The organism is Blastopirellula retiformator, from assembly GCF_007859755.1.
Classification (GTDB): domain Bacteria; phylum Planctomycetota; class Planctomycetia; order Pirellulales; family Pirellulaceae; genus Blastopirellula; species Blastopirellula retiformator.
The window spans coordinates 932448-944392 of record NZ_SJPF01000001.1; the positions used below are offsets into that span (position 1 = coordinate 932448).

The following is an 11945-nucleotide window of genomic DNA, read 5'->3' on the forward strand; positions in this document are numbered from 1 at the left end:
CGCCAACGCGACTACTTCTTCGCCTCTTCGTGATATTCCTGCTCGGTGTTGACGTCCCAGATGTTGTTCTTTTCGGTCGAACCGGCGCAGATGTTGTCGACCGCCGTCATCGCGGCCAGCATCGAGTGATCCTGGTTGTTGTAGCGATGCATGCCGTTGCGGCCGATCAGGAACAAATTGTCGAAGCTGTCGACATACTCACGAATTTCGCTGAACCGATCGTATGTGCCGAAGTAGGCCGGATAGGTCTTGGGAACGCGAATCACGGTGGAGTCGAGCACGTCGTCGGCGTCGATGATGTCGATCTTGGCCAGTTCCTGGCGGCCCAGTTCGGCCATGTCTTCATCCGACTTCTTCCACAACTCGTCGTTCTCGTAGCAGAAGTACTCCAGGCCGAGCCAAACCGTGTTTTGATCGGCGACCAGGTACTTGCTCCAGTTGTTGAAGATCTGCAGGCGGCCGATTAACACGTCGCGCTCTTGGATGTAGATCCAGTTGTCGCGGACCAGTTGTTCTCCTTCAGGCGTCGACTCTTTGATCTTCAGCTTGTTGACCAGCATGCCGACGGTAATAAAGTCGCGGAACTGCAGCCCCGCGGCGACTTCTTTGACGTTCTCCGGAACGTCCGCGTCGATCGAGCGAATCAGTTCATTAACTGGCATTGTCGAGAAGACGTAGTCGCCGTCGATACGACGTTTTTCGCCTTGTTCGTTGACGACGGTGACGCCAACCAGTTTGTCTCCCTCGATGTGGAGCTGGTCGACTTTCGTCTTGTAGTGAAGTTCGCCGCCAAGCTCTTCAATCTTCTTGGCGCACGTTTCCCACATCTGGCCGGGGCCATGTTTGGGATAGAGGAACTGCTCGATCAGCGAGGTCTCGACTCCCTTCTGGCTGACGTCGGACGATTTTTTCTGGAACGGCTTCTTCACGGCGTGCATGATCGCCTTGGTGATCGACAGGCCTTTGATCCGCTGAGCGCCCCAAGCGGCGCTGATTTCGTCGCACGGCACGCCCCAGACCTTCTCGGTGTACGACTTGAAGAAGGTGAGGTATAGCTCGCGGCCGAAGCGGTTGATGAAGAACTGTTCCAGGTTTTGTTCGTCTTTGATCGGGAAGGCCCGGGCCTGCATGTAGCTGGCGCCGATCTTCGCCATTCGCATCGGTCCCAGGTTGGTGACTGTCTGCGTGCTGAGCGAAATCGGATAGTCAAAGAAACGGCGGAGGAAATAGATGCGGCTCTTGCGGGGGCGGACCAACATCACGTCGTCGGTCTTTTCGGGATCCAGGCACCGGGCTTCGCCGCCAGCGTTGTTGTTCACCTCGCGGGTTTGATTCTGATACTTGATCGTGAAACTCGCCTTGGCGCCTTCCTCGATCGGCAGCATGTTCACCCACCAGTCCATCACGCGGTCCGACTTCGAGAAGAAGCGGTGCCCGCCGATGTCGATGCGGTTCCCCTTGTAGTTGATGGTTCGCGAGATGCCGCCGACCATGTCCGACATCTCCAGCACGATCGGCTTGATGTTGCTCCGGGTCAGCAGTTCGTAAGCGGCGGTCAGGCCGGCAGGTCCGGCGCCAATGATGACGGCTTGTTGGCGATCCATGGGGTTGCCTGGTAAACGTGGGGAGTAGGGGCTTTTTACACACTCAAGTGTTCGCCGCAACAAAGCCGATCAGGCAAACTGTTGCGCAAAAACTTGGTGAAGGTCCCTTACTTCTTCGTTACAACCCCGAGAAACGTTACTCTCGAACAAAATGATCGTGGTCAATCACTTCCCACATGTAGCCGGTCGGATCGCGGAAAAAGAATCGCTCGAACGGCGTTGGCCGAATCGGCGGGATGACTTCGACGCCGGCGTCCGCCAATCGCGCGCGGATTTGGGGCAGTTCGGCCGCCGGAAAGAAGAAGGCGAAGTGCCGCCCGTATTCTTCTTCAAACGGCGAGACTTCAAACCCTTCGATCTGCAGCACGTGCATCTGCTGCCCGTCGCCAATGTCGAGCCAGATCGCCAAGACGCCGGTGTTGCGCGGTACGCCGATGCGCTGCCAGCCAAAGATCTGGGTGAAGAACTCGGCGGTCGTTTCGGCGTCTTGGGTGGCGACGGTAAAGTGGGCCAGACTCATCACGATTGGCTCGCCAAAACCTGCAGGATGCCGCCGCAAAAGTCCGGCAGGTCGTCCGGCTTGCGGCTGCTGACGTGATGCCGGTCGACCACCACCGAGGCGTCTTCCCAGATCGCGCCGGCGTTGATCAGGTCATCTTTGATCCCCGGCGAACCGGTCGTGCGGACTCCTTTGTAGACGCCGGCCGAAATCGGCATCCAGCCGCCATGGCAAACCGCGGCGATCAGCTGTTGTTTCTGATCGAAGTGGCGAATGATCTCTTTTACCTTGTCGTCGCGGCGCAGTTTGTCTGGCATGAAGCCGCCGGGGCAGATCACCCCGTCGAAGTCATTCGGGTCGACGTCGGCGATCGCGACGTCGCTTTTCGCCGGATAGCCATTCTTGCCGGCGTACGTGGCGCCAGCGTCGGGACCGGCCAGCACCGACTGGGCGCCCGCCTCGATGAGCCGCAGGTGGGGATACCACAGTTCCAGGTCTTCGTAGATGTCGCCGACGAAAATGACGATTCGTTTGCCGCTGAGGGGCTTGCTTTCGTTCATCGCATCCTCGGAGATTTTTTGCAGGGTAAAAGGTCCTTTGTACCGCGCGGCCGGGCTTGTGGCCATGCGTCGACTTGCACTAACGCGTAAGGCGCTTTATTCTGCGGCGTGACGAGAAAATGCATCTCGATTGGAAGGAGCTAAGGCGGAAATGGACCAAGAAAACTCAGGCGGCGAAAAACAATGGCGCCCCGTCAACAAAGTACAGCGGCGGATCCTAGGCGTATTGATCGAAAAGGCGAAGACGACGCCCGACGCTTATCCGATGACCCTGAACGGGCTGACGACCGGTTGCAATCAAAAGAGCAACCGCGATCCGCAGATGAGCCTGGACGCCGACGACGTGGAAGAGGCGCTCGACCAACTGCGTGAGATCGGCGCGGTGGCCGAAGTGCATGGCGATGGCCGCGTCGTCAAGTTTCGTCACTACATGAAGGACTGGCTCGCCTGTGAAGGAAACGAACTGGCGGTCATGGCCGAGTTGCTCCTCCGCGGTTCGCAGACCGTCGGCGAACTGCGCGGTCGCGCCGCCCGGATGGGCAAGATTCCGGACATGGCGTCGCTGACGCCGATCTTGCGGGGCCTGCAAGAGAAAGGCCTGGTCGTGCCGCTCACCCCGGAAGGACGCGGCCAGATCGTCACGCACGGGCTCTACTGCGAAAAAGAACTGGAAGAGCAGCGCCGCACACTTGGCGGCGGAGTGACCGTCACCACCCTAGCCGCCGAGCGCCCGGTCGTCCAAGCGCACCCAGTCGGCCAAACGGGCGCCACCGCCGTCGCCACGGCCAAACCGCCGGTTGAAGCGACCGACGCGCCCCATGAAAGCCCGTTGGTCCGCGAACTGCGCAAGGAGATCGAGGATCTGAAGGGAGAGATGGGGCGGATGAAGAAGGATATTGAGGATTTGTGGTCGAACCTGGGGTAGGGAGGGAAAGGATTAGTTGAATTGTTTTGTCAGCTAATAGCAGTCATTCATGTGATGTCGTATAAGCGTGTTCAATCCCTTTTACACCCTTGTCGACGAGACTCAATATGGCCAAGCACGAAGTTGATTTTACGATTCCTAAACGATCTCTCGGTCGAGCTGATGTAGAATTTGCTGTTAAGCGAGACGTAAAGCCATTTGGTCGCTTGAAGGTCTCAAATGGATCAATAGTTTGGGTTCAGGGGGCAGCGACATATGGATTCAAAATGTGTTGGCCAGATTTCGCCGAGCTAATGCAATCCAAAGGAAAGCACGAGTAAAAATGATTCGTCATTTCTTCTCGTCGATAGATAGAAAAAGCCCTATGCCAACCTTGGCATAGGGCTTTCTGTTTTAGTCGTCGTCGCCGAACAAGTATTTTACAAAGGACGCCTTAGCTGCGGCTCTTGGCGTAGCGGACGTTGGCCAAAATGGCGGCGGTCGCTTCCGAGCGATTCAGCACATAGAAGTGTAGGCCCGGGATGCCGGCTTCGGTCAGCTCTTGGATCTGACGGGTTGCATATTCGACGCCGACTTGCATGTGGTATTCGGTGTCGTCCGGCTTCTTCTGCAGCGCTTCGACCAGCACCCGCGGGATCTTGGCGCCGCACATCGAGCCAATCCGTTGGATCTGCGCGCCGTTGACGATCGGGAAGATGCCGGGGACGATCGGTACGTTGATGCCGTTGGCGACGCACTTCTCGCGGAACTCGTAGAAGTCTTGGTTGCGATAGAAGAGCTGCGTGATGATGATGTCGGCGCCCGAATCGACCTTGTGCTTCAAACGGTCGATATCGATTTCGAGCGATTCCGCTTCCAGGTGCTTTTCGGGATAGCCGGCGACGGCGACGCCAAACTCCTGGAACTCATCTTTGATCAGCTCGACCAGTTCCGAGGCGTAGCTCAGCCCCTTAGCGGCCGGCGTGAATTTCTTCTGACCTTGCGGCGGGTCTCCGCGCAGGGCGACGATGTAGTCGACGCCGCGACGTTCCGCTTCGGCCAGGTAGAGCCGCAGATCGGCGACGGTCGATTCGACCAGCGTCAGGTGAGACGCCACCGGTACGCCGAAGACCTGTTTTACCTTTTCGACGATGTCGAGCGTCTTGCCGCGCGTCGAACCGCCGGCGCCGTAGGTGCACGTGATGTAGTCTGGTTTGAACTTGACCAGCTTCTCGACGTGCAGCATCAGCGACGCGTCCCCCTTGTCGGTCTTGGGGGGGAAGAGTTCGAACGACAGCCCGAGTCGACCGGGCGAGTAATAGTCTGCGAGATTCATAGTGTGGGAGCTTCGCTTAAAGAGCCAGCGGTTCGCCGGCTAGTTGCCTCTCGTCTTGCGTCAGTAAATACATGTCGTGGATCAGCTGGATGTCGCAGGGCCGCTGTTCCACCTTCCGCCGCAGGAACATCCGCTCTTGCGTGGCGATCATCACGTCGGCCGGCAACTCGGTCACCTGGCCAAACAGCCGGGCGTAGTTGACGAAGCTGGCGACGTTGGTGGTGACGAAGCCATACAGCATACTGCAGACTCCGACGGTCTTGCCGGTGAAGATGCCGGTGTTGATCGCCGTCTTGGCGTAATCGCCGACGATCGCCCCCAGGAACTGCATCCCGGTCGCGACCTTCTCTCCACGGTACTCCATCTTAACCGTACCGTACGTGTTCTTCAGGTCGCTGTTGGAGGTTCCGGCACCCAGGTTTACCCAGCTTCCCAGGTAGCTATGTCCCAGAAAGCCATGATGCTGTTTGTTGGAATAAGGTTCGATCACGGTCCCTTCGACCTCGCCCCCGATCTTGGTCGTGTGCGAGAGAGAGACCGAATCTTTGATCGCCGCATGTTCCAGGATGCGGGCGCCACGTCCAATATAGACCGGCCCCCGTACGTAGCAGTAGGGGCCAATCGTGGCGCCCGGCTCGACGATGATCGGTCCCGAGGAGGAATCCCAGACGACATGGTCGCCGATATTGGCCTCGCCGGCCAGAAAGACGCCATCTTGCCGCTGCTGGTAGTCGCCTTCCTGGAGCCGCAACTCGAGATTGTCGGCGAACGTATCGAGATTCGCCTGGACGACGTCGTGCGGGTAATTGAACCAGGTCAGCTGATGCGCAGCCGCCGGCAGCTTGGCGATTGCCGGACCGGCCAGATAGTCGCGCAGCTCATAGGCGTTGGCCTCACGAGCCGGCAACGGCGTCTTGGCAGGCAGCAAAGCGGCCAGCAGACGCTCTCCGGCGTAGATGGCGCCTGACTTGCCGCTGGTGGCCCACTCGACCAGCGTGCGGCGATTGGCGGCGGTCGGCGCTACGACGGCGCTGACCAATAGCGTCGGCTGCGCGTCGTCCAACTGGGTTTGGTGTAGGGGAGGGCGATCAAACCTCTGCGGTTCGATTAGATGGGGCCGTACTACCCCCCGGATCGCTGTGCAGCAGGGGGTCAGCAGATCGACCAGCGTGTAACTGGCGCAACTGACGGCGTACGCCGGTCGACCGACGGTGATCGGATAGAGTTTGGCGACGTCGGCGTCTTCAAACAGAACGATATTCATATGCAAGGGATTCATTCCCCATTCTAAGCCGCGATTCAGGTGCGGGACGGCGGCTACCTTACCGGCAAGATGCGGCTCAGCACGATACGATAGGCGCCCTGTCGGGGAGGGTCAACGGCGGCGCCCCCCATTCCTGGCCGCAAGTCGAGCGAATTCAACGAAAATTAGCGTAGTCGGCGTGATCGATCTGGCCCTCCTGACCGGAATATCCAGAGCCCAAGCTTTGCGTTCTACCGAAGGATCGCCAGAAAACAAAGCCAACTTGCTCCGTTTTTTTCCGCAATGTTCTAGTTTTGGATTGATCACCCAACTTTGATTCTGTTAACCACGCGGCAAGCCACCATGGAATCGGTCACCACGATTCAGTTCTCGACTTTCTTGATCGGCGTCACTTGTGGCGTCTTTCCCCTGTTGGCGGGTTTGTGGATCGGCATCAAGTTGATGCGCGATCACAATCCGCCCACCGATACCAGCGGCGAGGTTGAAAAAGCGGCCCTGATCATGCAGCGGATGTCGCAGTACATGCGCGGCTTGGCTGGCGACGTGCACGAACAACGGGACGTGATGGCGACGATCGAAGAGCGAATCGGCGAAGCCCGCCGCACCGCATCGGGATCGAAGTCGCTAGAGCACGCCATCGATCTGCTGAAAGTGATGAACGACGCGAACGACGGTTTGCAAGAACGGCTAAAGCGAGCCGAAACGCTGATTAACGAACAGACCGAGCAACTGGCCGCGACGCTGTCGGAAGCCCGGACCGATGCATTGACCAAGCTGTTCAATCGCCGCGCGTTTGACGAAGAGTTGCAAAAGCGTTGGGCGCTGTGGAGCCGTAAACGCCGACCCTTCTGCGTGATGCTGGCCGACATCGACTTCTTCAAGAAAATCAATGACAAGCATGGGCATCAGATCGGCGACCTGGTCTTACAAGCCGTCGCCAAAAACTTGGTGCAAACGACCCGCGACGCCGACTATGTGACGCGCTACGGGGGCGAGGAATTCGCCATTTTGCTGCCGGAGACCGATCTCGACAAAGCGAACGAAGCGGCCCAGCGGATCGTCGCGGCGATTCAAGCCGAGACGTTTCGTGAAGGGGCGATTGAGATTCCGCTGACGCTTAGCGTCGGCGTCGCCCAGGTCGGCGACGCGGCGGATGCAGAAACGTTGGTCGCCAAGGCGGATGAAGCTCTCTACGCCGCCAAGACCGGGGGCCGCAATCGGGGCTACTTCTACGATGGCAATCGCGTCGTGCCCATCATCAAGGAAGAGGATGTCATGGTTGAGCCGGCTCGCGACTTCCGCGAAGTCTGTGCCGATCTACGCTCGCGCCTGTTGGAAGCGACGCACTAACGCCGATAGCGTCGTCACGCCTCGCTATCGGCTCTGTGCAGGCTGGGGTGAGATCCGGCGATCGAAACGTCACCGCCCTGCTGCTGGGTTTTATTCCAGCCTACGACGCGACAGATCTAGCCGCTGTCAGCCGCAAGCAACGCTCGTCTAGCTGGCGAGCGAGATGTCGGCGACGCCCCAGTGACGGCAAACGCGGAAGATCTCGGCCACATGATCAAAGCGGCATTCTTCGCCGGCGACGATGCGCACGCTGCGTGCACACCTTTCTTGCGAGCAGAGGCGGCGCAAATGAGCGTCCAGCAGCGCTTCGACGCCGTTAATGAAAGTCTTGCCGGTGACCGACAGGACGACTTCGAGAGGTTGGTTTTCAGTTTCCAGATTCATGGCAAGGTTCAGCGTTGGAAGACGTTCGCCCAATCGAAAAGACCCGAGCGGATCGGGGTGGGTTCACGTCTCGTGAGCAGGGAATCCCGCGACTCGTCCCCGAAAAGGCCGGCCATTCTCGCTGCCGGCGGGATCGGTCGTGGTCCGAAAGGAAGGGTCTGCGACCAAGAATGCATTCTCTTCCCTTCAGGCAGTATTATAGGTGCAGTATCGTCCTTTGTTTAGGCGAAAGCACTGCGAAGTAGAGATAAACTTTGGGGAATTCCCGCAAGCGGATCTTCGCGCCCTTCAAACTCCAGGGCCACATATCCGCGGTAACCCTTTTCGTGCAAAAGCTTTGCGATTCGTGGGTAGTCCAGATCCAGGGTGTACCAAAGTCCACCACCGAAGTAGGTCTTGGCCTGCACGTAGATCGCTTTCGACGCCATCATCGCCAGGCGGTCGTACGGATCCTCAAGGAAGTTGCCGGTATCGAGCGTCACCTGCAGCCAAGGATTGTCGATGGCGTCGACGATCCGCAACACGCCTTCCGGCGTGCGGCCGAGGCCCCAATGGTTCTCCAGGCCAAGCAGCACGCCGCACTTTTCCGCCTCCGGCAGGCACTTCTCCAGGCTGTCGATCACCCACTTGTAGCCATCCTCGTCGGTGTAGCCTTCGATCGGCTTCTCGATACCGCGATTCGCCATCAGGTCGTCGAAGTCTTTGCTCGTTCCCCAGGTGCCGGTGTTGACCCGCATCGTAGGGATGCCCATCTCGTACGCCAGGCGAATGTAGCGAATCGTTTCGTCGATGTTCCGCTGACGCTTCTCTTTGTCAGGCGAAAGAAAACCTTGGTGCGTCGAGAAGCCGCAGAGATCGACGCCGTTGACCAGCGCCGTCCGCTTTAGCTTTTGCAGGTAGGCGGGCGACTCGTCGGTCATCTGGCGATGAAGAATCTCGACGGCGTCAAATCCCATCTCGGCCGAAAGCTGAATGCACTTTTCGATGTCGCGGAGATGCTTGTGCCGAAATTGCCAAAACGAATAGGTCGAGATTGCGATCCGGTTCGAGATCTTCTTAGCGGCGGGCGCTGCCGGTTGCGTCGCTTCCGGTTCAGCGGCGGCGACATGGCCCAAAGGCGAAAGAGCGGCGGCGGCAGTCGCGGCGGTCAAGAACTCACGTCGTGATCGTTTCATACGGCGTCTCTCTAGAGAAGGTGAGGAGCAAGCCTCTATCGTAGTGGACCAGGGCCGCGCGGACTACGCGTTGCGATCGCTCGAGAGACGGTTTTCGCCGGTCGACTTCGACGATTCTGCGGGTTCGAAGGAGGCGACCCGCTGCTCGGCAGGGGGAGCAAAATCGCTCGAAAAAAAGAAAAAAGGAGGGGCGATGCGTGATCGTCCCCTCCAGGTCTCCTGCCGGATCAGACGAGTTCGCCTGGCTTGAAGGGCAACGAGACGGGACGGAACGTGGTGAAGCCAAGTTGATGTTCGATGTTTTCCCACGGCGACAGCTCGCGTCGCCAGACGGCGACCACGCTGCGCAGTTTGTCGATCATCGGATAGTTCTTGTTCCGGATCTCTTCCAGGACCTGCTCGCCGTGAGGAACGTTCCCTTTCAGCATCAGGGCGGTCGCCAGGTTGGTTTTGTAGGCGTCATGCAGGCTATTGCGAACGGCCAGGAACGAGCCGACCGGTTCCAAGACGAGCGTGCGATAGGTGGCGACCGCCGCGTCGATCAGGCCTAGCCGCATTTGGCAAACGCCGCGAGCGTTGGTCAGACGGGGATCGGAAGCATGCTCGGTTGAACGAAGCAAATTCAACGCTTCGTCGGCGCAATCCATCTTCAACAGATCGTCGACTGCCGAAATCAGGTCGTCGATCGGGTCGGTCGGTTGGCCGTACGAGTAGGTGAAGTGGCGATTAACAAGGACGTTGAGGTTGCGATGATTCATATTAGGATTCTCTCTCTCTGGGAATTTCCGTGCAGGCTAAACGGACCAGCCGACGTCGACGTAGCAGCGGCGAACGATCGTCTGGACGAACGAGAAAATTGCCTTTCGCATTCACGCCAGGGCATGCGCTATTCGCAGCAATTCGGATCGCGCGGCGTAGGTAGGACTACGCTTAGGCGACAGGTGCAGCGAGTACGAAAGGAAGCGACGGCAGAAGGGAATTACAACCGAAGATGGCGCGGCGGTACCGGCACGCTACGATCATCTCGGCATACCAAATCGAGAAGTCGTCGCGCCGCGCTGGCATGTACGCTTGGCGACGTGGCGACGTAGGGAGCGAGAGCTGTCGATTGCTCGATCGAGTCGACCGCCTCTTCGGCGATCGTGCGTTCGTAATAGAAGTAGGCTAGGTTCGCTTGGCCAGCGATGGTGCGATTCTGGTTCTGCTTCTCAGCCGCCGCAGCGGAAGCGCCAGCCAAGTCGCCGGTAGCGGCGATGTTGGACGAGCCGGAGAAGTTCAGCCCAGAAACGAAGGCTGGAGGCGTCGCGAAGAGGCTGACGACCACCAACCAAACCAGGGTTTGCGTGACCAAGCGTCGCATAGGCGAAAACAAACCGTAAGTGCCCCAAAGAGTCGTCGACGTTCGACAACTCAGTCAAGAGCTAACTATAGGGTTCGTATTCAGAAAAGGAAAATCGAAATTCCAAGAATTCGTATGCCAAACCACATGAAACCTTCTTTAGGTTTCGTAACTGCATATGTGGCAACGGCGCTACGACTTCGTCCAGGCCTCGAGCATGTCGAATTGCTTGGCAAAATCATTTTCACCGGTACCATGCGGCGATTTGAAAAAGCAAGCTAGCGAGGTAACAAGACCGGTATCGCCGCGGCGATGCGCAAGCTCGGCGAAGCGGGCCAGGTCGATCACCAGCGGCGCCGCCAACAGCGAGTCGGCGCCTTGCCAGATGAACTGCATTACCATCGGCGTGCCGAGGAAGCCTTTGAAGTGGATATGGTCCCACGCCGTCTTCCAGTCCCCCATGCTGTCGATCCGTTCGATCGTCACCAGGGTTTGCGGATGGTAGCCGAAGATCTCGCCCAACAGGCGATCTTTGCTGGTCGCTTTGGTCTTCTTGTTTTCCGGATCGTCCAGCACGATGGCGTCCATGTTGCCAAAGATGTTATGGCCGACCCAGCTCATCACCTGCAGATTGCGATGGGCGAACATTGGCGCCAGCGTGCTCTTGAGCAACGTTTCGCCGGTCTTGCCGTCGTGACCCATGTGGCAGGTTTTCTTCTGCTCGGCCAGGTCGCACAGCGCTGGCAGCGACGCGCCCACTGACGGCGTGAAGTTGACGTAGGGATAGCCAAGTTCTAGCGACGCGGCGCCATACAAGCTGCTGGCGGGCAAGTGGCACTCGCTTGACTCGAGCAGCGGCGCCAGTTCTTTCCAACTGCTGGGCAGTTGGCTTTCGTCGAACGGCGGTTCGGTTGACGAGACGTTGATCACGACAACGTCCGACAATTCGTGCTGTTTGGCGAAGGCCGAGATATCGGCCTGGATGCGGTCGATCGCCTGGCGGGGCGTTTCGGTCTTTGCACGCAGTTCGTCTTTGGCTAAACCGGCGATTTTGGCGCCGACGTTCAGCAGGGTGCCGTCCTTGATGTTGGCGTCGATCGTATCGAGGTCCTCTTTGACCGCCGCGACCAGGCGCGGGTCGAGGGCGCGACTGACGTCGACCAGTTGCTGGGCGGCTTCGTAGAGGGTGACGTTGCGGATCTCGTGACCGCCGACGACGATGTTCTCCCAAGTCGCCAGTCCAAGCTCGGCGAACTGCGGCAACTCGCTGACCAAGCCGACCGTGTCGACCAATCCGCGACGCAACGCGGCCAAACCAACAATCGTCGTCGCAGCAACGCCGCCGCGAGCCCCAATTAGCCAAATACCGACTCGAGAAGCAGCCATCTCGTCAATCGTCTTTCAAGGAGGTAGGAAGGAAGGTTTGCCGAGCGGCCCGTCGATCGGAAACGAGCGGGCAAAGTTCCGCAGGCCGCCCAATGTAAAAGAGGACAGCGGCCGATCCGGTGGGGTCTGTCTGGAAGAGACGCC

The 11945-nt window shown here is 58.7% G+C and carries 12 protein-coding genes; 2 read left to right on the forward strand and 10 right to left on the reverse strand.

Annotated elements, in window-relative coordinates:
• Nucleotides 1–11: 11 nt before the first annotated feature.
• The 3 genes from Enr8_RS03800 to Enr8_RS03810 form a co-directional block, all read right to left on the reverse strand.
• On the reverse strand, nt 12–1604 hold the full coding sequence (locus tag Enr8_RS03800) for an NAD(P)/FAD-dependent oxidoreductase (RefSeq protein ID WP_146429269.1): 1593 nt from the start codon (nt 1602–1604) through the stop codon (nt 12–14).
• A gap of 136 nt (nt 1605–1740) precedes the next feature.
• On the reverse strand, nt 1741–2124 hold the full coding sequence (locus Enr8_RS03805) for a VOC family protein (RefSeq protein WP_146429270.1): 384 nt from the start codon (nt 2122–2124) through the stop codon (nt 1741–1743).
• On the reverse strand, nt 2124–2663 hold the full coding sequence (locus tag Enr8_RS03810; protein WP_186767413.1) for a type 1 glutamine amidotransferase domain-containing protein: 540 nt from the start codon (nt 2661–2663) through the stop codon (nt 2124–2126). Before Enr8_RS03810 ends, Enr8_RS03805 begins: the two co-directional genes overlap by 1 nt.
• Nucleotides 2664–2814: 151 nt before the next feature.
• Between Enr8_RS03810 and Enr8_RS03815 the strand changes: the two genes are divergently transcribed.
• On the forward strand, nt 2815–3588 hold the full coding sequence (locus tag Enr8_RS03815; protein WP_146429272.1) for a DUF480 domain-containing protein: 774 nt from the start codon (nt 2815–2817) through the stop codon (nt 3586–3588).
• A 433-nt stretch (nt 3589–4021) separates the two neighbouring features.
• Here the strand turns inward: Enr8_RS03815 and metF are convergent, their stop codons facing one another.
• Both metF and Enr8_RS03825 read right to left on the reverse strand, forming a co-directional pair.
• Nucleotides 4022–4903, reverse strand: a complete 882-nt coding sequence (gene metF, locus Enr8_RS03820) for a methylenetetrahydrofolate reductase [NAD(P)H] (RefSeq protein WP_146429273.1) — start codon at nt 4901–4903, stop codon at nt 4022–4024.
• Between the two features lie 16 nt (nt 4904–4919).
• Nucleotides 4920–6167, reverse strand: a complete 1248-nt coding sequence (locus Enr8_RS03825) for a putative sugar nucleotidyl transferase (RefSeq protein WP_146429274.1) — start codon at nt 6165–6167, stop codon at nt 4920–4922.
• Nucleotides 6168–6509: 342 nt separating this feature from the next.
• Between Enr8_RS03825 and Enr8_RS03830 the strand changes: the two genes are divergently transcribed.
• Nucleotides 6510–7517, forward strand: coding sequence for a GGDEF domain-containing protein (locus tag Enr8_RS03830; protein WP_146429275.1), 1008 nt, complete (start codon nt 6510–6512; stop codon nt 7515–7517).
• Between the two features lie 147 nt (nt 7518–7664).
• Here the strand turns inward: Enr8_RS03830 and Enr8_RS03835 are convergent, their stop codons facing one another.
• The 5 genes from Enr8_RS03835 to Enr8_RS03855 all read right to left on the reverse strand — a co-directional run bounded on the left by Enr8_RS03835 (nt 7665) and on the right by Enr8_RS03855 (nt 11801).
• Nucleotides 7665–7901, reverse strand: a complete 237-nt coding sequence (locus Enr8_RS03835; RefSeq protein WP_146429276.1) for a hypothetical protein — start codon at nt 7899–7901, stop codon at nt 7665–7667.
• Nucleotides 7902–8122: 221 nt separating this feature from the next.
• Entirely contained in the window at nt 8123–9076 is a 954-nt protein-coding gene (locus tag Enr8_RS03840; protein ID WP_146429277.1) for a sugar phosphate isomerase/epimerase family protein, read from the reverse strand.
• Nucleotides 9077–9303: 227 nt separating this feature from the next.
• A complete protein-coding gene (locus Enr8_RS03845) occupies nt 9304–9834 on the reverse strand; it encodes a hypothetical protein (RefSeq protein WP_146429278.1) in 531 nt (176 codons plus the stop codon).
• A gap of 221 nt (nt 9835–10055) precedes the next feature.
• Entirely contained in the window at nt 10056–10436 is a 381-nt protein-coding gene (locus Enr8_RS03850; RefSeq protein ID WP_146429279.1) for a hypothetical protein, read from the reverse strand.
• Nucleotides 10437–10607: 171 nt separating this feature from the next.
• Entirely contained in the window at nt 10608–11801 is a 1194-nt protein-coding gene (locus Enr8_RS03855) for an inositol-3-phosphate synthase (protein WP_146429280.1), read from the reverse strand.
• Nucleotides 11802–11945 lie beyond the last annotated feature (144 nt).

Excerpts from the sequence above, each read along its gene's own strand:
- Enr8_RS03830 (WP_146429275.1), top strand. The coding sequence starts at position 6,510 with ATGGAATCGGTCACCACGATTCAGTTCTCGACTTTCTTGATCGGCGTC.
- metF (WP_146429273.1), bottom strand. The coding sequence starts at position 4,903 with ATGAATCTCGCAGACTATTACTCGCCCGGTCGACTCGGGCTGTCGTTC.
- Enr8_RS03845 (WP_146429278.1), bottom strand. The coding sequence starts at position 9,834 with ATGAATCATCGCAACCTCAACGTCCTTGTTAATCGCCACTTCACCTAC.
- Enr8_RS03815 (WP_146429272.1), top strand. The coding sequence starts at position 2,815 with ATGGACCAAGAAAACTCAGGCGGCGAAAAACAATGGCGCCCCGTCAAC.
- Enr8_RS03810 (WP_186767413.1), bottom strand. The coding sequence starts at position 2,663 with ATGAACGAAAGCAAGCCCCTCAGCGGCAAACGAATCGTCATTTTCGTC.
- Enr8_RS03835 (WP_146429276.1), bottom strand. The coding sequence starts at position 7,901 with ATGAATCTGGAAACTGAAAACCAACCTCTCGAAGTCGTCCTGTCGGTC.
- Enr8_RS03800 (WP_146429269.1), bottom strand. The coding sequence starts at position 1,604 with ATGGATCGCCAACAAGCCGTCATCATTGGCGCCGGACCTGCCGGCCTG.
- Enr8_RS03805 (WP_146429270.1), bottom strand. The coding sequence starts at position 2,124 with ATGAGTCTGGCCCACTTTACCGTCGCCACCCAAGACGCCGAAACGACC.
- Enr8_RS03850 (WP_146429279.1), bottom strand. The coding sequence starts at position 10,436 with ATGCGACGCTTGGTCACGCAAACCCTGGTTTGGTTGGTGGTCGTCAGC.
- Enr8_RS03840 (WP_146429277.1), bottom strand. The coding sequence starts at position 9,076 with ATGAAACGATCACGACGTGAGTTCTTGACCGCCGCGACTGCCGCCGCC.
- Enr8_RS03855 (WP_146429280.1), bottom strand. The coding sequence starts at position 11,801 with ATGGCTGCTTCTCGAGTCGGTATTTGGCTAATTGGGGCTCGCGGCGGC.
- Enr8_RS03825 (WP_146429274.1), bottom strand. The coding sequence starts at position 6,167 with ATGAATATCGTTCTGTTTGAAGACGCCGACGTCGCCAAACTCTATCCG.